The following is a 20,442-nucleotide window of genomic DNA, read 5'->3' as shown; positions in this document are numbered from 1 at the left end:
CGCGACCCGCTGAAACCCCGCGCTGTACGCGATAGTCGACCAACGGTCGACTCTACCTCCAGCCGGGCGCGGCGCCTGCGCTACAGCGGCAAGAGCCGCGCGATGTAATTGACCACATTGCCGACCGCATCCGGATCAACGTTGGCCAGGCCGATGACCACGTAGCCCTGCTCGGGCAACACCACGATGGCGCTGTTCGACCCCGGCGCCCCACCCTCGTGCCCGTACTGGCGCTGGCTGCCCTGCCCCTGCACGACGAAGCCGTAGCCGTACCAGCCCTTGTGGTTCTGCGCGGTGGTGGCCTGCTGCAGCAGCGCCGGCGACAGCAGCTTGCCGCTGCGCAGCGCCTCGCAGAACTTCAGCATGTCTGCGGCGGTGCTGTACCCACCACCGGCCGACATGCCGCGCCAGGGCAGTGTCTTCGTTTCGCGCACCCAGTTCCCGTCCTTCCTGGTGTAGGCGACAGCGCGCTGCGCAACGTCCACCGTTTCCGGCTCGAAGCCCGTGTCCATCATTCCTGCCGGTCGCAGGATGTGCGCGTCCATGTAGTCGTAGTACGACTGCCCGGAAACGGCCTCGATGATGCGGCCAAGCACGATGAAACCGTAGTTGGAGTAGGCATCCTGGCTGCCGGGCGTGAACTGCGGCGCATCCTTGGCGAAGCGCTGCACGTAGTCATCCAGCGTCTTCAACGACGCCGAGTACTGGTCGAAATCATCGCCGAAGAAATCACCCAGGCCACTGGTGTGGGTCAGCAGCTGGCATACGGTCACGGTATCGGCGACGGCCTTGTTCGGATAGTCCGGCAGGTGCCTGCCGATCAAATCGTCAAGGCTGACTTTACCGGCCTGCACCATCTGCAGAATGGCCACCGAGGTGAACATCTTGTTGGACGAGGCCAGGCGGAACTGCGTCTGTGCATCGACCGCCTTGTTCGCGCCGCGGTCGGCCAGGCCTGCGTGCCAGTCCAGCAGCACGCGCCCGTTCCGCGCCACCAGCACGCTACCCGACAGCGCGTCCTCAGCGGCCAAGGCGTCCAGCTTTGCGCGGGCATCAGCCATCAACACCGGCAAGGCGACACGGGCAGGCTGGTACTTTTCCGGCGTGGGCGTGCCTTCCAGCTGGAACAGCTTCAGTCGTTCCGGATGGGCGGGATCCATCTCCGCAGTCACCAGCATCGCACGCTCGGTCTGCTGCGCCAGCACCAGCAGCTTCGCCTGCAGTGGCGTGCTCTCACGCACCTCCAGCAGCTTCAGTGGGCCGGTGGACTCGCGGAACTCCAGGTAATCCTGCGGGGTGCTGCCGTCCTTCTTGGCGTACCGTTCGGCGAACGCCTGCAGTTTCTCAAGACTGCCCGCATTGAAGGCAGCCAGCCAGTCATCGGCGGCACGCCGTGCCCCAGGTGCGGGCGATGCAGCGTGCGCGGCGCTCATGCACAGCAGCATCAACAGCGCCCACAGCAAGGGGCGGGCGGAAAGACAGCGCACGAACATGGCGATTCCTTCGCAGACGAGGCGTGCGGCCATCCTAGCCCAACGCTGGCGCCTGGCGAGGGGGTAACGTCGATCGTTGGTCGACTGCCGCGCGCAGCGCGGGTTTTCAGCTGATCGCAGAGGACCGTCGACCGACGGTCGACGCTACTCCAGCAGGTGCGACTCGGTCGGTCGCTCACCCTTGCAGGTATCGTAACGGCGTTCCAGCAGTGTCCGTGGCCGGGTACCTCGCAGCTGGATCACCTTGTCTTCGCGCTCGCACGGGCTGACCTTCGCGCGAAGGACAAACCGACCGTTTTCGATGTGGTCGATATCGCGCCCGCCGATGGCCGCTTCCAGCGCCGTGGCCCGCACATAGCGGTTGCCCTTGGCATCGAACAGGTAGAACGCATGGACGGAAACGTTGTAGACACCGTTGTCGTCCCGCCACACCTGCAGGTCCTGCGCGCCATCGCCATTGAAGTCCGCGACGGTCAGCAGCACCGATGCGGCGTCCTGCGCACCGGCACCCGCCCGGGTCAGGCGCGGCTGCACGCCGGTGACCGCCACCTTGCGACCACTGCGGGTCACATCCATGGCCTGCACCTGGCAGGTGGTCACATTGTCGGTGCCACTGCAGTCGGCCACCTTGAACACGACCTGCAGCGCAGGCGAGATTTCGCCCTGGCCTGGCTGCAGGGTGATCCTGCCCTGGTCGTCCGGCGCGGCATCGGCGGTGTGGGTGGCGGCCTGCGCGGACGCCACGTTCAAGAGCATCAGCAGGCCCCAGAACAGTGGGCGGGAAGCAGGACAACGCACGAACATGGCGATTCCTTCGCAGACCAAGCGTGCGGCCGTCCTAGCCCAACGCCAGCCCCGCGAGGTTGGCGTTGGGGTGTCGCCCACCCATCACGTCACTTCGGCAAGGCGTACGCCATTACGTAATCGCCCTTCGGCGTTTCCATGAAGTGGTGCCCGGCCGCGACGATCACCACGTACTGGCGGCCGTCCTGCTCGTACACCATCGGGTTGGCCTGGCCACCGGCCGGCAGCTTGACGTGCCACAGCTCCTTGCCGGTCTTCAGATCGATCGCGCGCAGCAGGTCGTCGGTGGCGGCGGCAATGAAGATCAGTCCGCTGGCGGTCACCACCGCGCCACCGTTGTTGGGCGTACCAATCTCAATCGGCAGGCCGGAGCGGATGCCGAACGGGCCATTGCCACGTGCACTGCCGAACGGACGGTCCCACAGAAGCTTGCCGGTGCGCAGATCGACCGCGCGGATGCCACCGTAAGGCGGCTGCTTGCACAGCAGGCCGGTGAACGGCAGGCGCCAGCCAGCATTGACGTCGATGGCGTATGGCGTGCCGACCTGCGGGTCACCTGCACCCTCGGCACCGCCCTTGTCGTGGGTGATCTCCTCGCGCGGCCGCCAGCCCTTGCGGTCGGCTTCCGCGCGCGGCACCAGCCGGTTGTAGTTGGGCATATCGTTGTAGTTGGCCACGATCACGCCGCGACGCGTATCGATGGCCACGCTGCCCCAGTCCGAACCGCCGTTGTAGCCGGGGTATTCAATCGAATGATGATCTGCACTCGGCGGCGTGTAGAAGCCTTCGTAGTGCGCCTTGCGGAACTGGATGCGGCACACCAGCTGATCAATCGGGGTGATGCCCCACATGTCCTGCTCGGTCAGATCGTGCTCGCGGCGCAGCGTGTGATACAGCGAGAACAGCTGGGTGCGCGAGCGTTGCTCCGGCTCCGCACCACCACCGGGGACCTTGCGCTCTTCGGCCGGGGTCAGCAGCTGGCCGGTGCGGCGGTCGAGGATATACATGTCGCCCTGCTTGGTCGGCAGCAGGATCGCCGGCACTTTGCCCTGCGCGGTCGGGTAGTCGATCAGGCTCGCCTGCGAGCCCATGTCGTAGTCCCAGACATCCTTGCGCACGGCCTGGAAATGCCATGCCGGCTTGCCGGTGGTCACGTCGATGGCCACCAGCGAGGTCGCGTACTTGTTCTGGTTTTCAGTGCGTGAACCGCTCCAGTAATCGCCTGCGGAATTGCCCATCGGCAGGTAGACCAGGCCCAGTTTCTCGTCGCCGGTGGCGGTGGTCCACATGTTCGGCGTACCGCGCGTGTACTCCTTGCCCTGCGCCGGAAGGCCGGTCAGTTCCGGCTGGTCCATGTCCCATGCCCAGCGCAGCTTGCCGGTCACCGCGTCGTAGGCCTGGATGACACCCGAGGGTGCATCGCGGCGCTGGCCGTCCAGCACCTGGTGGCCGGTGACGATGACGCCGCGCACGATGGCCGGCGGAGAGGTGATGGAGACGTAACCAGGCGGCGTCTTGCCCATGCCCAGGGTGATGTCGACCTGGCCATTGTTGCCGAAGTTGGCGCACGGCTTTCCGCTGTCCGCGTCCACTGCGATGATGCGGCCGTCCAGGGTGCCTTCGATGATGCGCGCGGTGCAGGCCGGGCGGTTGCCGGGCAAACTGGCCGCGCCCGGGGTCGGCGGCGGCGCCGGCAGTGCCAGATCGGCGGCCGCGTCTGCCAGTGCGGCATCGACCACGGCGGCGCCACTGGGCTGCTCGTAGTAGGACACGCCGCGGCACGCTGCGGTATAGGGAATCGACGCGTCTTTTACCTTCGGGTTGAAGCGCCAGATCTCCTTGCCGGTGCTGGCGTCGAGCGCGATCAGCTGATTGCGCGCGGTGCACAGGAACAGGCGGTTACCGATCTTCAGCGGCGTGGTTTCCGCGCCCCAGCGGTTTTCCGGCAGGTCGCCAGTGCGGAACTGCCAGGCCGGTTGCAGCGTGGCCACGTTGTCCGGGGTGATCTGATGCAGCGGCGAGAACCGCGTCGCGGCGTTGTTGCGGCCCCACGCGGCCCAGTCACCGTCGGCCGGCCGGTCAGAGGGCTGCAGGCCCGTGGCGTCCTCGGTGGGATCGATGCCGGTCGAGGCCGCCGCGTCCGGGAACGGCTGGTCGCCACGCACTTCGCCATGCGGCACGAAGGCCAGCGCGAAGGCCGCCACGAAAACCAGCATCAAGACCGCCGCAACACCACGCGATGCGCGACGCGGGAAAGGCCGCTGCAGGGTCGGCGCCAGCAGGGCCATCACGATCGCCAGTGCGGTCACCAGGCCCAGCCGTGGCACCCAGCGCCAGTAGGTGCTGCCCGATTCCCACCACGTCCACAGCAGGGTGCCGACGAAGATGAGGGCGAACAGCAGCGCGGCGCTGCGGCGGTTGCCCCACAGCAGCACGCCGCTGACCAGCATGGCGATGCCGGCGATGGCGTAGTACCAGGAACCGCCCAGCGTGAGCAGCCAGACGCCCAGGCCGCCGATGACTGCGCCGAGCAGGATCAGCAACAGGGCGAGAACGGTGGCCACCGGGTGCCGACGACGCGGCGGGAGGGTCTGGCCATCAGGCGGAACAGCGGTGGGGGCGGCAGGCATTTCTGGCTCCAGGGCACGACCATCAGGTCGGTTGGACGGGGGATTTCACCGCGGACGGCATCGTCCGCTGGTTCACCCACCGTTATCCGCCCCTGCCTGTGAAATGAATGCGTTTTTTGCGGGCGGCAACGCCCGTAGTGCGTTTTGGCCAGATCCCGCAAACAACGACGCCGGCACAAGGCCGGCGTCGTCGGGTATCTCTCATCGCGGCAGGATCACTCCTGCGCGCCGTCCTCGCTGCTGGCAGCAGCCGGGGCGCCGTCGGTCGCGGCCGGGGCGGCGGCAGCCACCTCGTCCTCGTCCTCGTCGATCGAGGCATCCATGCGCTCCACCGCCTGCAGCTTCTCGTCCTTGGACAGGCGGATCAGGGTGACGCCCTGGGTGTTGCGGCCGACGCGGCTGATTTCAGAGCCACGGGTACGCACCAGGGTGCCGCCGTCGGAGATCAGCAGGACCTCGTCATCCGAGCCCATCAGCACTGCGGCGACCAGCTTGCCGTTGCGCTCGGTGGTCTGGATGCCGATCACGCCCTGTGTGCCACGCCCCTTGCGCGGGTAGTCCGGCAGCGGGGTGCGCTTGCCGTAGCCGTTTTCGGTGGCGGTGAGGATGTAACGCAGGCTGGCGTCGTCGGCGCCGTCGATCACCGCATCGCCATTGGCTGCGATTTCGTCGACACCGTTGTCGTCCTCGTTCTCGTCCTCGCTGCCGCCGGCACTCTCGGCCACGATCAGGCTGACCACTTCCTCGCCGGCCGGCATCTTGATGCCGCGCACGCCGGTGGCGGTACGGCCCATCGAGCGGACCTTGTCCTCGCCGAAGCGCACGGTCTTGCCATTCGAGGCGAACAGCAGGATGTCACGCTCGCCGTCGGTCAGGCCGACGCCGACCAGGGCATCGCCCTCGTCCAGATTGATCGCGATCTTGCCGCGGGCCAGACGGAAGGCGAATTCGCCCAGCGGGGTCTTCTTGACCGTACCGTTCTTCGTGGCGAAGAACACGAACTGGCCATCGGCGTATTCGCGCACCGGCAGCACGGCCTGCACGCGCTCGCCCGGCTCCAGCGGGATCCAGTTGATGATCGGACGGCCACGGGCGTTGGAACCGGCTTCGGGCAGCTGGTACACCGGCAGCCAGAACACCTTGCCCGAACTGGTGAAGGTCAGCAGCGTGTCGTGCGTGTTGACCAGCCACAGCTGTTCGATGAAATCCTCTTCCTTGGTCGACGCGGCACTGCGGCCACGACCACCACGGCGCTGCGCGCGGTACACGCTTACCGGCTGGCGCTTCACGTAACCGGCGTGCGACACGGTGACCACCACGTCTTCCGGCGCGATCAGGTCGAGGATGTCCAGGTCTTCTTCGCTGTGGCGGATCTCGGTGCGACGCTCATCGCCGAACTCGGCCATGACGTTGACCAGTTCCTCGCGGATGACCTGGCGCAGGCGGTCGGGATCTTCCAGGATGTGGATCAGCCCGGCGATCACTTCCAGCAGCTGCTTGTACTCGTCGGTCAGGCGGTCCTGCTCCAGCCCGGTCAGGCGGTGCAGGCGCATTTCCAGGATCTGCGTGGCCTGGATCTCGGTCAGCTGGTAGCCGCCCTCGATCAGGCCCACGCCCTTGGGCAGGTCGTCCGGACGCGAGGCTTCGGCACCGGCGGCGCCCAGCATCGAACCGACCAGACCCGGCTCCCACAGGCGGGCGAGCATGCGTTCGCGCGCTTCGTTGGGGTTCGGCGAGGTCTTGATCAGTTCGATTATCTCGTCGATGTTGGCCAGCGCCACGGTCAGGCCTTCCAGCACGTGGGCACGGGCACGCGCCTTGCGCAGCTCGAACACGGTGCGGCGGGTGACCACTTCGCGACGGTGGCGGACGAAGGCCTCGAGCATCTGCTTGAGGTTCATCAACTGCGGGCGGCCGTCGACCAGCGCCACCATGTTGATGCCGAACACCGATTCCATCTGCGTCTGCTGGTACAGGTTGTTCAGCACAACCTCGGCAGATTCACCGCGCTTGATCTCAATGTAGATGCGCATGCCGTCCTTGTCGGACTCATCGCGCAGCTCGCTGATGCCTTCGATCTTCTTTTCCTTGACCAGCTCGGCGATCTTTTCGATCAGACGCGCCTTGTTCACCTGGTAAGGAATTTCAGTGACGATGATCGATTCGCGGCCGTTTTCGGCCACTTCGATATCGGCACGGGCACGGATGCGCACGCGGCCACGGCCGGTGCGGTAGCCGGCGACGATGCCGGCGGTGCCGTTGATGATGCCGGCGGTCGGGAAATCGGGGCCCGGGATGTACTCCATCAGGCCGTCGACGTCGATCTCCGGGTTGTCGATCAGCGCAATGCAGGCGTTGATCGACTCGCTCAGGTTGTGCGGCGGGATGTTGGTGGCCATGCCCACCGCGATACCGGCCGAACCGTTGACCAGCAGGTTCGGGAACCGGGTCGGCATGACCGTCGGCTCCAGTTCCTTTTCGTCGTAGTTGGGCTGGAAATCGACGGTTTCCTTGTCGATGTCTGCCATCAGCTCATGCGCGAGGCGCGACATGCGCGCTTCGGTGTATCGCATCGCCGCGGCGGAGTCGCCATCGATCGAGCCGAAGTTACCCTGGCCATCGACCAGCATGTAACGCAGCGAGAACGGCTGTGCCAGACGCACCAGCGTGTCGTACACCGACTGATCGCCATGCGGGTGGTACTTACCGATGACGTCACCGACGATACGCGCCGACTTGAAGTAGGGCTTGTTGCTGTGCGCGTTCAACTCGTTCATCGCGAACAGCACGCGGCGATGCACCGGCTTGAGGCCGTCGCGCGCATCCGGGAGCGCGCGGCCCACGATCACGCTCATGGCGTAATCGAGGTAGCTCTTGCGCATCTCGTCTTCCAGGTTGACCTGGATGATTTCCTTGGCGGTTTCTGCCATTCGGGTTCCGTTGTCTGGTAGCGGTCCAGTCCGGCGCAGCCCTCTGCGGGAGGGGGTCGTGCCGGAACCTCGATTCAACCTGTGGATACTACCACAACAGGCCGTTTTCCGCCTTCCTTTACGGGGATTTTACCGGCACAAATCAGGAACTTAGGGGGTACCGCAGCCCTTGTAGAGCCGAGCCCGTGCTCGGCTGCGGTGGAATGGCCGGCTGAGCCGAGCATGGGCTCGGCTCTACAGACCTCCCTCCCCCACCTGCATCAACCGCCGAAGGCGGCGCGCATGTTCTCGGCGGTCGGGTTCAGGATGACCCCGCGCTCGGTCACGATGGCGTCGATCAGCTCGCCCGGGGTGACGTCGAACACCGGGTTCCAGGCGGCAATTCCCTCGGCCACGGTGCGCGTACCGCCCACGCCATACAGCTCGCCCGGGTCGCGCTGTTCGATCTCGATCTGGCTGCCGTCCACGGTGTCCATGTCCACCGTCGAGGACGGGGCCACGACCATGAACTTCACCCCGTGGTGGCGGGCGGCGATGGCCAGCTGGTAGGTGCCGATCTTGTTGGCGGTATCGCCGTTGGCGCAGATGCGGTCGGCACCGACGATCACCCACTGCACCGCACCGGTCTTCATCAGGTGCGAGGCGGCGGAATCGGCGATCAGGGTGGCATCGATGCCGTCCTGCTGCAGCTCCCACACGGTCAGGCGCGCGCCCTGCAGCCACGGCCGGGTTTCACCGGCAAACACGCGGGCGATGCGGTGCTGGGCCATGCCGGCGCGGATCACGCCCAGCGCGGTACCGAAGCCGGCGGTGGCCAGCGAGCCGGTGTTGCAATGGGTCAGCACGCCGCTGCCGGCGTCGATCAGGCCCGCGCCCAGCGCGCCCATGTGGCGGTTGGCGGCCAGGTCTTCCTCGGCGATGGCCTGAGCCTCCGCTTCCAGCAGCGCCTTCCAGTCGGCACCGGCGGCGGTCAGGCAACGGCGCATGCGGGCCAGCGCCCAGGCCAGGTTCACCGCGGTCGGGCGCGAGGCGTTCAGCCGCTGCAGGGGCGGTTCCAGCTGCTGCAGCGCATGCGCGCCGTCGGCGGCCTGCACCTCGCGCGCCGCCAGCACCACGCCCCAGGCGGCGGCAATGCCGATGGCCGGCGCACCGCGCACGGTCAGCGCGTGGATGGCGGTGGCGACGTCGTCGCTGTCATGGCAGACCACGTGTTCGACCACGAACGGCAGCTTGCGCTGGTCGAGCAGTTGCAGGGCATCGCCGGTCCACAGGATCGGGCGGATATGGTCGTAGCGGGCGTAGTCGAGGTCGGTGGCAGTGTTCATGGGCCCATTGTAGGGCCACGCCCCGCGTGGTTGGAGCCTGCCCGGGCTCAATTCACCGAGAATTCGGCGCGGCAGCCGCCGTCCACCCAGATGCCGTTGCGGCTCCAGCCCCAGGTCTTGCCTTCCTCGCAGGCTGTGCCGGACAGCTGCTTGATGACCTTGGCCTCGGTGGAAATGGTGGCGCCGCAGAAGCGCCGCCGCTTGGACTTGGATTCGCAGGTCAGCTTGCGGGCCACGTCGACGAAACGACCCGCATCGTCGGCCACTTCGAAATCGCCCTGGCAGCCGCGGCTGGTCCAGACTTCATTGCGCTTGTAGCCCCAGCCCTGCCCTTCGCGGCACGGCAGCACCGAGAGCTGGCGCAGCAGTCGCACCGGCGCGCCATCCAGCCGCACCGGGCAGCTCTGCGGGCGGCCATTGGATTCGCAGCGCACCACGCGGCGCACCAGGTGCTTGCTCTTGCCTTCGCCGGCAGCGGCGGAGCTGGCGGCAGCTTCAGCGCCGCGCGCACGGAATTCGGCACGGCAGCCCAGGGTCACCCACACGCCACTGCGGTCGGTGCCCCACTCACTGCCACGGATGCAGGTGTTGCTCGACAGCTGGCGCACCAGGTCGACGCCGTTGCTGACGTCGATGTCGCAGTGCACCCAGCCCATGTCGCGCGATTCGCAGGTCACTACTTCGCCCTCGTAGCCCGCCGCCTGGGCAGACGCCGACGACGGCAGCAGGCCGCCCCATATCGCCATGGAGTACACCGGTGCCGCGACGACCGCAAACCACTTGACCAAAGCATTCCCCAACGGAGCGGATGAACCACGATGCCAGTGTCCTGCATCAGGCGTGATAAGACCATCATCGTGTTTGCTGAATCAAGCGCGAAATCCGTTGTTTTTGTTCAGGCGCAGAGTGCGCGCGGTCGTTCAGGCGTGGGCGAAATCAAACGCAAGGACATCGGCGATGCGCGGCGTGCGGTTCATCGCCATCAGCAGGCGGTCCACGCCCACCGCCACGCCTGCACAGGCCGGCATGGCAGGCAACGCGGACAGCAGTGCCTCATCCAGCGCAGGCTGCACCTGGCCGCGCTCGTGCCGGCGCTGCTGGTCACGCTCGAAGCGCGCACGCTGTTCGCCGGCGTCGTTCAGCTCGTGATAGCCGTTGGCAAGCTCGACCGCACCCAGGTACAACTCGAAGCGCTCGGCCAGCGGCGGCGTGCCCGCGCGGATGCGTGCCAGCGCGGCCTGACTGGCCGGCCAGTCGTGGACCACGGTCATGACCGCGTCATCGAAGTGCGGTTGGATGCGATGGGTCATCAGCAGGTCCAGCCAGTCATCGCGGGTCAGGCCGACCGGGTCGATGTGCACCTCACCCAGCGCCGCGCGCAACGCCGCTTCGTCCGCAACGAACGGATCGACGCCGGCGTGCTGCTGGAACAGCTCGCGGTAGCTGAGCACGCGCAGGGTCGCCGTGCGCCCGACCAGCGCCAGTGCTTCGCGCACCAGCTCGGCGGTCTCCTGCATCAGGCGATGGTGATCCCAGCCCACGCGGTACCACTCCAGCATGGTGAACTCGGGATTGTGGCGACCACCCGCCTCGCCGTTGCGGAACACCCGGCCGAGCTCGTAGCAGTCGCCCACGCCGGCGGCGAGCAGGCGCTTGAGTGGGAATTCCGGAGAGGTGCGCAGCCAACGGCGGCGGCCACCGGCATCGACATGGCCACTGAAATCGGTATGGAAACTGTCGATGTTCGGCTCGGTGTTGCCAGCCACCGACAGGATCGGCGTTTCCACTTCCAGCACGTCCCGCTCGGCGAAGAAGCGGCGCAGCAGCGCGTTGAGCGCGGCACGCTGCTGCAGCGCGCGCATCAGGGCCTCGCTCACAGAATGCCCTCCGGGCGCGGATGGTCCAGCGGCAGGGTCAGCAGATCGCGGGTGTCATCGATGTAGCCGCTGGCCAGGTACAGGCGCCGCGCCAGCTCGTTGTGGTGATTCACCTCCAGGCGCATGCGGCTGACACCGCGCCCGCGCGCACGCTGTTCGCAGGTGGCCAGCGCCTGCTTGCCACGGCCGCGGCCGCGCGCGCGGTGCGCCAGGTACAGCTCGTCCAGCAGCACGAAGTGCCCGCCCTGCTCCAGACTGAAGCCCATCGCGATCACCGCGTAGCCGCAGACCTCGCGCGCCTCGTCCAGCCACAGCAGCGCTTCGCCGTTGCGCGGGTCGGCCAGCAGCGCATCGACGCCGCGGCGTACGCGTGCGTCATCGAATTCGATCTTGTCCTCGGCGTAGAACTCGCGCATCAACGCGATCAGCACGTCCTCATCGGCGCGGGTGGCCAGGCGGAAATCCAGCGGAGCGGTCTGCATCGGGTGTCCTCTCGTGCATCAGGCCGGGCGCGCGTGGCGCCCGGCGGGGTCATCATTCGTGTTCGGCCAGGTAGGCCAGCAGGCGGTCTTCATCCCACACCGGCACGCCCAGCGACTGCGCCTTGTCCAGCTTGGAGCCGGCCTCGGTGCCCGCCACCAGGAAACTGGTCTTCCTGGAGACACTGCCGGACACCTTGGCGCCCAGCGCCTCCAGGCGGTCCTTGGCGGCATCGCGGGTGAGCTGGGACAGCGTGCCGGTGAGCACCACCGTCTGCCCATCCAGCGGACCGGCCACGACCTCGGCCAGCGCCGGCGCCTTGGCCAGGATGTGCTGCATCTCGGTTTCCGCCGCCAGCAGCATCGCGCCATGGCCGTCGGTGTCCAGCCACTGGGCGACGCCGCGCGCGGTGTCATCGGGCAGGCCGGCATTGACGAACTGGCCGTGCTCGGCGTCGAGTACGGCCTGTGCGCTGGGCAGCACGGCCACCAGCTTCTCCGCACGCAGGCGGGTGATGCCGGGAATCTCGGCTTCCACCAGCAGCTGGGCCAGGTCCAGGCCCTCGCGCAGCTTCGCGCTCGGCGGATGGGCATCGCGGATCCGCACCTGGCCGACCTGCAGCAGCGCATCGATGGCGTCCTGGTTGCCTTGCTGCTCGAAGAAGTGACCCAGTGAGCGCGCCACTTCGCCACCGATGTCCGGCACGCGCTTGAACAGCGGCCACGGCAGGCGGCGGATCAACGCCAGATCACCAAACCACAGCGCCAGCGCCTTGGCCGTGCTCTCGCCCACATGTTCGATGCCGAGTGCGAACAGCAGCCGCTCCAGGCTGGCCTCGCGGCTGGCATCGATGGCGGCGATCAGGTTGTCCGCCCACTTGGTTGCGATTTTCTTGATGTTCCATACGAAGGCGACCGGCTGCACAAGCGCCTGCGCGCGCCATGCCGGATCCTGGCCGTCGAGCTTGAGCACGGCCTTCAGCACGTCGCCACTGCCTTCGGCCGGCAGATGCGGCTTCAGATTGTTGGCCAGCGCCGAGGGATCCTCCGCATCGAGCACCAGCTTCAGGTGCAGCAGCTGGTCGCGGGTGAGCTGGTACAGGTCGGCGACGCGCTTGACGATGCCGGCGTCGACCAGGGTTTCGATGTACTTGTCACCGAGGCCGTCGATATCCATCGCGCGGCGCGAAGCGAAGTGGGCGATGGCTTCCTTGCGCTGCGCCGGGCAGGACAGTTCACCCGAGCAGCGCCACGCAGCGGCACCTTCCTCGCGCACGATCTCCGAGCCACACACCGGGCAACGGGTCGGCATCTGCCACGGGGTGGTGCCCTGCGGACGACGGTCGAGGATGACGCTGACCACTTCGGGAATGACATCGCCGGCGCGGCGCACGATCACGCTGTCGCCCACGCGCACGTCCAGGCGTGCGATCTGGTCGGCATTGTGCAGGGTGGCGTTGGACACGATCACACCGGCGACCGCCACCGGCGCCAGGCGCGCGACGGGCGTCGCGGCACCGGTACGTCCGATCTGGATCTCGATCGCCTCCACGGTGGTGCTCTGTTCCTGCGCCGGGAACTTGTGCGCGATGGCCCAGCGCGGTGCGCGCGAGACGAAGCCCATCGCCTGCTGGCCGGCGCGGTCATCCAGCTTGTAGACCACGCCATCGATATCGAACGGCAGGCCGTCGCGGCGCTCGCCGATGTCACGGTAATAGCCGAGAAGGCCATCGATGCCGTCGACCACTTTGCACAGTTCGCTCACCGGGAAGCCCCAGGCACCCAGCTGCGCCAGCGTGCCCGAATGGGTATCGGGCAGTTCCCCCCCCTGCACTTCGCCGGTCCCGTAGGCGAAGAAGCTGAGCCTGCGCTGCGCGCTGATCTTCGCATCCAACTGGCGCAGCGAACCGGCCGCGGCATTGCGCGGATTGGCCAGCACCTTCCCGCCGTGCAGGCGCGCGCGATCGTTGTAGGCCTCGAAATCGGCACGGGCCATGTAGACCTCGCCGCGCACTTCCAGCACGTCCGGCCAGTCCTGGCCGTGCAGGCGCTTGGGGATGTCACCGATCTCGCGCAGGTTGGCGGTCACGTCCTCGCCGGTGCTGCCATCGCCACGGGTGGCGCCCAGCACGAACTGGCCGTCTTCATAGCGCAGGCTGATCGCCAGGCCGTCCATCTTCGGTTCGGCCGAGAAATGCAGACTGCGGCGCCCCAGGCGCTCGTCGATGCGGCGCACGAAATCGGCCACTTCCTCATCGCTGAAGGCATTGGACAGCGACAGCATCGGCACCGCGTGGCGCACCTCGGCGAAGCGCCCGGACGGACGCGCGCCCACCTGCTGGGTGGGGCTGTCGGCGCGGGCCAGTTCCGGGTGCTCCTGCTCCAGCGCTTCCAGCTCGCGTACCAGCCGGTCGTAGTCGATGTCGGGGATCTCCGGCGCGTCCAGCTCGTGGTAGGCGCGGTTGGCCTGGGCGATCTGCCGGCGAAGGTCTTCGGCGCGTTCGGCGGGGCTGGAGCTCATCGGGATCCGATACTTCTGGGATGGCCGTGAATTCTACCGCGCTTGGGTGTCAGGCCTCGTCATGCCCGCCCCTGTAGAGTCGAGCCATGCTCGACTGGGCCGGTAGAGCAGTCGAGCATGGCTCGACTCTACAAAATCCCCGCTTGCCGCCCGCTCCCACCAGGGTTAGCGTGCGGCGGTTGCCCTTCGGAATCCTGCCCGTGAACCTGTCCACTTCCCGCCGCCACTTCCTGCAACTGGCCGGTGTCGGCCTCGTCGCCGCTGGCAGCGGCCTGCCCCGCCTCGGCCAGGCGCAGCCCGCCCCGGCTCCCGCCACCGGCCCGGTCCTGCTCAACTTCAACGAGTGCCCCTACGGCCCTTCGCCCGCCGCCCAGCAGGCCGCACGCGACAGCATCGCCGGCAGTGGTCGCTACCAGTTCGCCCTGGCTGGACAGGTGCGCGATGCCTTTGTCGCCCAGGCCGGCATCCCAGCCGGCCACGTGCGACTGTATCCCGGCTCCAGCGAGCCCCTGAACCGTGCGGCCACCTTGTGGACCGGCCCACAGGCGGCACTGGTGGTTGCCGACCCGACCTTCGAAACCCTCGGTGACATGGCTGCAGCGCGCGGCGCCCAGGTGCAGAAAATGCCACTGCGCAATGACGGTGCGCACGACCTTCGCGCAATGGCAGCAGCCGCGCATTCGCAGCCGACGGGGCTGATCTACGTCTGCAATCCCAACAACCCGACCGGCTCGATCAGCCCGCCGGCCGAGCTGGCGTGGCTGCTGGCCAACAAGCCGTCCGCCACCCGCGTGCTGCTGGACGAGGCCTATCTGCAGTACAGCGACCAGCCCAGCCTGATCGCACAGGTCGCCCAGCGCGATGACCTGATCGTGCTGCGGACGTTCTCCAAACTGTACGGCATGGCCGGCCTGCGGCTGGGCGTGGCGGCAGCCCACCCCGACCGCCTGCGCGAACTGGCCAGCCTGGGCGAGAACCCGCTGCCGGTGCCGGCGCTGGCGGCCGCACTGGCCAGCCTGCAGGACCCGCAGTTGATCGCGCAGCGCCGGTTGCAGAATGCGAAAGTGCGCCAGGCCACCATCGCCTGGCTGGGCAAGCGCGGCTTCAGCTGCGTGCCGTCCGAAGCAAACTGCTTCGTGGTGGATGTGCAGCGCGACGGCAACGCGTTCGCCAAGGCGATGGCCGACAACGGCGTGGTGATCGGCCGCAGCTGGCCGATCTGGCCGCAGCGCGTGCGGGTGACCGTCGGTACCGAAGAAGAAATGGCGGCGTTCCGCCAGGCATTCGCGAAGGTCGCCGGCGTACCGGCGTAACCCCATCCGGGTGGAAGCCGATCCGGCCCTCTGTAGAGTCGAGCCATGCTCGACTGGAGCGCGGCCTGGCCCTTTGTAGAGTCGAGCCATGCTCGACTGGGGCCTTTCTTACAAGCCTGACCGCATTCAAGCGATACCCAAGCTACTTCAGCCAGCCAATGCTGAGGCATGCCCAGTCCACGTCTCCTGAAAGGCCGTTGGTCGCAACTGCAGAACGTCTACGCGATCACCACGGTCGCTCACCAGCGCCATCGGCACTTTGATGATCCACAGCGGGCCGCCGTCGTTGTAGCGGGCCTGCAGTGGATTCAGCAAGAGCGGCGATGCCTCAACCTCGCGTGGGCGGTCATGCCAGATCACGTGCATTGGTTGATGCAACTACGCTCAGGAACCCTTGCCGCATCGGTGCAGATGATGAAATCGCGCTGTAGCCGACTGATCGGCATCGACGGGCCACTTTGGCAGCGCGGCTATCATGACCACGCAGTGCGATGTGATGAATCATTGAGAAACCAAGCGCTGTACATCGCGGCGAATCCTGTCCGTGCCGGACTGGCGGCACAGCTCGGCGAACATCCGTTTGCGTGGTGCCGTTGGTTGGATTGATGGCCGATTTTGTAGTCGAGCCATGCTCGACTGAGGCTTGGCCGGGTATGCACAAGTCGAGCATGGCTCGACTCTACAAAAGGCAGTCGAGCATGGCTCGACTCTACCTTTGGGCCTTTACCAGCGCGGGGTCTTGGTCAGCGGCGGCGCCTGGTGCTGGCGGTCGTACGCACGCAGCTCATCGCGGATGTGCGCGATGCGCTGGCGGCCCAGCGCGTTGCGGCTGTCATCCAGGACCACGCCATCAAGCAGCTCGGCCATGCGCTGCACGGTCGGCAGCATCTTTTCCCAGGCATCGAGCGCGGTCAGCGGCGCCGGCAGGGTCAGGAAGAAGGCGATGGCCGGGGTTTCCATGGCGCGGATGTTGGCCATGTCGAAGCTGCCCGGCTTCATGATGCTGGCCATCGAGAAGATCGGGCCGCGCTCGGGATGGCCTTCCACCAGGCGGTGGAACACGTTCATGTGGCCAAACACCAGGCCGGTCTTCTCGGCCGCCACCACAATATCCTCGCCGCGCAGCTGCTCACCGGCGCGGGCGGCCACGAACAACGACACGATCTTGTCGAAGTCCTGCGTCGCGCGCTTGCCCAGATCGCTGCTGCCCGGATCGGTATCGGCCAGGCCAAGTTCGGCCTGCTGGCCTTCGTCGCCCAGGCCCGGCTCGCCTCGGCTCTCTGCCAAGGCCACGCCGTCTTCGCCCAGCACCGGCTCGCGACGCTCGCCGCTGGCCGGTTCGGCGCTTTCCACGCGGCGCCCCTGCGGCTTCTTCTTCGGGCGGCCAAACAGGAAGATCGCAGCCACCAGCAGCAGGCCGGCGGCCAGGATGCCGATGCGCAACAGTGCCGTGTCGGTCATTCGGTAGGTACTCCGGCTAGTTCATTCAGGTAACTAGAATGGCACGTCATGCCGCGCCCGCCAATCGCGCGGCTTCTTCCAGGTCCACGCTGACCAGGCGGCTGACGCCCGGCTCGCGCATGGTCACGCCCGAGAGCTGGTGCGCGGCCTCCATCGTCGCCTTGTTGTGGCTGACGAACAGGAACTGCACCTTCTCGCTCATTTCCTTGACCATGTTGGCCAGGCGGCCGACGTTGGCCTCGTCCAGCGGCGCGTCCACCTCGTCCAGCAGGCAGAACGGCGCGGGGTTGAGCTGGAAGATGGCGAACACCAGCGCCACCGCGGTCATCGCCTTTTCGCCACCGGACAGCAGCGAGATGCTGGACACGCGCTTGCCCGGCGGCCGCGCCATGATGGTCACGCCGGTGTCGAGCAGGTCTTCACCGGTCAGTTCCAGGTAGGCATGGCCGCCACCGAACAGGCGCGGGTACAGCGCCTGCACGCCGGCGTTGACGCGGTCGAAGGTGTCCTTGAAGCGGCCGCGGGTCTCGCGGTCGATCTTGCGGATGGCGTCTTCGAGGGTTTCCAGCGCGGTCGTCAGGTCGGTGTGCTGCGCATCCAGGTAGTCCGAACGCTGCGAGGCCTCGCCGTACTCATGGATGGCGGCCAGGTTGACCGGTTCCAACCGGCGCATGCGTCCATCGATCTGGTGCACGGCCTGTTCCCAGTCGCCCAAGCGCGCATCGTCGGGCAGCGCGTTGAGAACGTCCTGCAGCACGAAACCGGCCTTTTCCACTGCGCCCTGCAGGGTCTCGGCGCTGAGCACCAGCGCCTGCTGGTCGAGCTTGCGCAGCGAAATGCGCTCGCGCTGGGCCAGTGCCTGTTCGTCGCGTTGGTGGCGGGTCTGTTCGTAGTTGCGCAGCTCGGCGTCGATGCCGTCGAGCAGCGTGCGTGCCTCGGTCAGTACGCGGTCGGCACGCACGCGCTCTTCCAGCGCGTTCTGATGCTCGGCCTGCAGCGATTCAACCGGCGAATCGCCTTCATCCAGCTGAGAATGCAGCTCGCCCAGGCGCGAATCCAGCTGGTCACGCTGGGTGCTCATGCGCTCCAGCGCCTGGCTCAGCGAAGCCACCTGGGCACGCTGCGATTCCAGGGTCAGGGCCAGCGCATGCGAGCGTTCGCGCACCGCGCGTGCCGCTTCGCGGGCCAGGTCGCGGGCCTCGGTCAGCTGGCGGCGCTCTCCCTCCAGCCCCTGCCTCGTCGACTCCAGGTCGCCCATGCTGCTGACGGCATTTTCCAGTCGCGAGCGCGCCTCGCGCGCCTGCTCGCGGTTGACCTCCAGCGTTTCCAGCAGCTGCGACAGCTCGCCTTCGATGCGATCGATACGCGTGCGCGCCGCTTCCACCTTGCCCTGCTGGCCCTGCAGCTGGCCTGCCAGCTCGGACACCGCGCGGTGGGCCTGGTACAGCGAGCGCTGCGCGTCTTCGCGCTGCTGCTCCGCGGCCAGCAACTGCTCACGGAAACCGGCCAGCTGTTCTTCCAGCGCGGCCTCGCGGTCCTGCAGCTGTTCGATCTGCTCGCGCAGTTCGTTGATCTCGCGTTCGCGCAGCAGTGCGCCCTGCTGGGCGGCACCGGAGCGCGACACGCGCAGCCAGCCCTGGCCCAGGCGCTCACCGCCCTGGGTGATGATCGAATCGCCGTCGGGCAGGGTAGCCTGCAGCGCCTTCGCCTCGGACAGGTCGCGGGCCGCATGCAGGTGTGCCAGCAACCGACGGATCGCCACCGGGCCACGCACGCGTGCGGCCAGCGAGGTAGGTGCAACCTTCAGTTCGGCATCGTCATTGGCGACCAGCGCGAGGTGACCGTCGCCCAGCTCACCAAGCGCGTCGACCAGGCTGGCCGGGTCATCGACCAGCACGCCTTCGATCAACTGCCCAAGCGCGCTTTCCACCGCGTTTTCCCAGCCAGCGTCGACATCGAGGCGTTCGCCGACGCGCGCCGCCGAGTCCAGCCCGCGCGCCTTCAGCCAGGCGACTGCCGCGCCCTGCTCCTGGCCCAGCGCGGCCTGCTGCAGGGTTTCCAGCGAGGCCAGGCGGCCGCGAAGGCCGTTGGCCTGCTTGCGCAGTTCGGCCAGTTCGTCCTGGCCATTGCGCTGCTGTTCCTGCACGGCCGCCACGCCCTGCTTGCGCAGCTCGACGTCTTCGCTCAGCTCATCCAGCGCGGTCTTCTGCATGTCGTGCTGCTGGTGCAGCTGCTCGAAGGCTTCTTCCAGTGCGTCCACGTCCAGCCCGGCACGTTCGGCGGCCAGGGCTTCACGACGCCGGTCGGCATCGAGGATCTGCTTGTCCAGGTAGTCCACGCGGGTGCGCTCGACATCGCCGGCGCGCGAGGCTTCCGAGCTCTGCGAGGTGTGCTGTTCCCAGCGCTGCTGCCAGCTGGCCAGGCGGTCTTCGGCCTCGCGCAGGCTTTCCTGCTTGATCTCGTTCTCTTCCTGCAGCGCTTCCAGCTGCGGGGTGGCATCGTCGACGGCTTCGCGCAGCACCATCAGCTTGGCTTCGTCGCCGCTGATGTGCTGGCCGAGCTCGGACAGTGCCTGCCGCGTCTCGTCGCGCGCCTTGTGCAGGCGCTGCGACAGTTCGCGCTGGTGCTGGATCTGTTGCTCGACACGGGCCAGCGTGCTGCCCACCTGGTAGACGGCAGCCTGCGCAGTATTGAGCGCGTCGGCGGCCTCCTCGCGGCGCACGCGCGAGGTCTCGATGCGCGCTTCGGCTTCACGCTGGTCGGCGATCAGCTGCTGCAGCTTGGTTTCTTCCTGCGACAGGCCTTCGCGCAGCTTGGACAGGCGCCCGTCGAGGCCGCGGAATTCCAAGGTCTTCCACTCGGCGTCCTTGACCCGGCGCTCTTCCTGCAGCGCCTGGTACTGCTCGGCCTGCCGGGCTTGGCGCTTGAGGTGCTCGAGCTGCTTGCTGATCTCGTCGCGCAGGTCGCCCAGCCGGTCGAGGTTCTCGCGGGTATGGCGGATGCGGGTTTCGGTTTCCTTGCGGCGCTCCTTGTACTTGGAGATGCCGGCGGCCTCTTCCAGGTAAACGCGCAGGTCTTCCGGTCGCGCCTCGATGATCTGGCTGATCATGCCCTGCTCGATGATCGAGTAGCTGCGCGGCCCCAGGCCGGTGCCCAGGAACAGATCGGTGATATCGCGGCGGCGGCACTTGGTGCCGTTGAGATAATAGTTGCTGCTGCCGTCGCGGCTGACGGTGCGCTTGACCGAGATTTCGTTGAACGAGGCGTACTCGCCGGAAATCGTGTGGTCCGAATTATCGAAGATCAGCTCGACGGTGGCCTGCGAGACCGGCTTGCGGGCGTTGGAACCGGAGAAGATCACGTCGGTCAGCGAATCGCCGCGCAGGCGGCTGGCCGAGCTTTCGCCCATGACCCAGCGCACGGCGTCGATGATGTTCGACTTGCCGCAGCCATTGGGCCCCACCACGCCGGTCATGTTGGTCGGCAGGTGCAGGGTGGTCGGATCGACGAACGACTTGAAGCCGGACAGCTTGATCGTGGAAAGACGCATAGAGGTTCCGGACTGGGGCCGGCGAGCGGCCTGCTTACCCTCCAAGTCATTGATCCTGC

The 20,442-nt window shown here is 67.2% G+C and carries 13 protein-coding genes; 2 read left to right on the top strand and 11 right to left on the bottom strand.

Annotation, left to right across the window (positions count from 1 at the left end; translation table 11 throughout):
* Positions 1-80 precede the first annotated feature (80 nt).
* The 9 genes from NQ204_RS03145 to ligA form a co-directional block, all read right to left on the bottom strand.
* A complete protein-coding gene (locus NQ204_RS03145; protein WP_256643046.1) occupies positions 81-1,493 on the bottom strand; it encodes a serine hydrolase domain-containing protein in 1,413 nt (470 codons plus the stop codon).
* Between the two features lie 144 nt (positions 1,494-1,637).
* The gene (locus NQ204_RS03140; RefSeq protein WP_256643045.1) at positions 1,638-2,297 is read right to left on the bottom strand and encodes an XAC2610-related protein; all 660 of its coding nucleotides are present in this window, start codon (positions 2,295-2,297) and stop codon (positions 1,638-1,640) included.
* Positions 2,298-2,386: 89 nt separating this feature from the next.
* Positions 2,387-4,927: a membrane-bound PQQ-dependent dehydrogenase, glucose/quinate/shikimate family gene (locus tag NQ204_RS03135; RefSeq protein WP_256643044.1), complete on the bottom strand. Its 2,541-nt coding sequence runs from the start codon at positions 4,925-4,927 to the stop codon at positions 2,387-2,389.
* 215 nt (positions 4,928-5,142) lie between these two features.
* Positions 5,143-7,857 carry a DNA gyrase subunit A gene (gyrA, locus tag NQ204_RS03130; protein WP_256643043.1) on the bottom strand — a complete coding sequence of 905 codons (2,715 nt, stop codon included), beginning with the start codon at positions 7,855-7,857 and terminating at the stop codon, positions 5,143-5,145.
* Between the two features lie 260 nt (positions 7,858-8,117).
* A complete protein-coding gene (gene mtnA, locus NQ204_RS03125) occupies positions 8,118-9,182 on the bottom strand; it encodes an S-methyl-5-thioribose-1-phosphate isomerase (protein ID WP_116863299.1) in 1,065 nt (354 codons plus the stop codon).
* 47 nt (positions 9,183-9,229) lie between these two features.
* Positions 9,230-9,928, bottom strand: coding sequence for a DUF3011 domain-containing protein (locus tag NQ204_RS03120; protein WP_488192336.1), 699 nt, complete (start codon positions 9,926-9,928; stop codon positions 9,230-9,232).
* 174 nt (positions 9,929-10,102) lie between these two features.
* Positions 10,103-11,044 carry an EF-P lysine aminoacylase EpmA gene (gene epmA, locus NQ204_RS03115; protein ID WP_207776467.1) on the bottom strand — a complete coding sequence of 314 codons (942 nt, stop codon included), beginning with the start codon at positions 11,042-11,044 and terminating at the stop codon, positions 10,103-10,105.
* An 11-nt stretch (positions 11,045-11,055) separates the two neighbouring features.
* The gene (locus NQ204_RS03110) at positions 11,056-11,541 is read right to left on the bottom strand and encodes a GNAT family N-acetyltransferase (protein WP_256643042.1); all 486 of its coding nucleotides are present in this window, start codon (positions 11,539-11,541) and stop codon (positions 11,056-11,058) included.
* Between the two features lie 52 nt (positions 11,542-11,593).
* On the bottom strand, positions 11,594-14,059 hold the full coding sequence (ligA, locus tag NQ204_RS03105; protein ID WP_256643041.1) for an NAD-dependent DNA ligase LigA: 2,466 nt from the start codon (positions 14,057-14,059) through the stop codon (positions 11,594-11,596).
* Positions 14,060-14,259: 200 nt separating this feature from the next.
* On the opposite strand from ligA, the gene NQ204_RS03100 reads away from it, so the two are divergent.
* Both NQ204_RS03100 and NQ204_RS03095 read left to right on the top strand, forming a co-directional pair.
* Positions 14,260-15,372 carry a pyridoxal phosphate-dependent aminotransferase gene (locus NQ204_RS03100; protein WP_256643040.1) on the top strand — a complete coding sequence of 371 codons (1,113 nt, stop codon included), beginning with the start codon at positions 14,260-14,262 and terminating at the stop codon, positions 15,370-15,372.
* Between the two features lie 168 nt (positions 15,373-15,540).
* On the top strand, positions 15,541-15,978 hold the full coding sequence (locus NQ204_RS03095; RefSeq protein WP_116863293.1) for an REP-associated tyrosine transposase: 438 nt from the start codon (positions 15,541-15,543) through the stop codon (positions 15,976-15,978).
* A 117-nt stretch (positions 15,979-16,095) separates the two neighbouring features.
* Here the strand turns inward: NQ204_RS03095 and zipA are convergent, their stop codons facing one another.
* Positions 16,096-16,833: a cell division protein ZipA gene (gene zipA / locus NQ204_RS03090; protein ID WP_108769252.1), complete on the bottom strand. Its 738-nt coding sequence runs from the start codon at positions 16,831-16,833 to the stop codon at positions 16,096-16,098.
* 46 nt (positions 16,834-16,879) lie between these two features.
* Complete coding sequence (smc, locus tag NQ204_RS03085; RefSeq protein ID WP_256643039.1) at positions 16,880-20,383, bottom strand: chromosome segregation protein SMC; 3,504 nt, start codon at positions 20,381-20,383, stop codon at positions 16,880-16,882.
* Positions 20,384-20,442 lie beyond the last annotated feature (59 nt).

The organism is Stenotrophomonas testudinis, assembly GCF_024499815.1.
Classification (GTDB): Bacteria; Pseudomonadota; Gammaproteobacteria; order Xanthomonadales; family Xanthomonadaceae; genus Stenotrophomonas.
The sequence above is the reverse complement of the archived record's forward strand: the minus strand, read 5'-3'. Positions and strand labels throughout refer to the sequence as shown.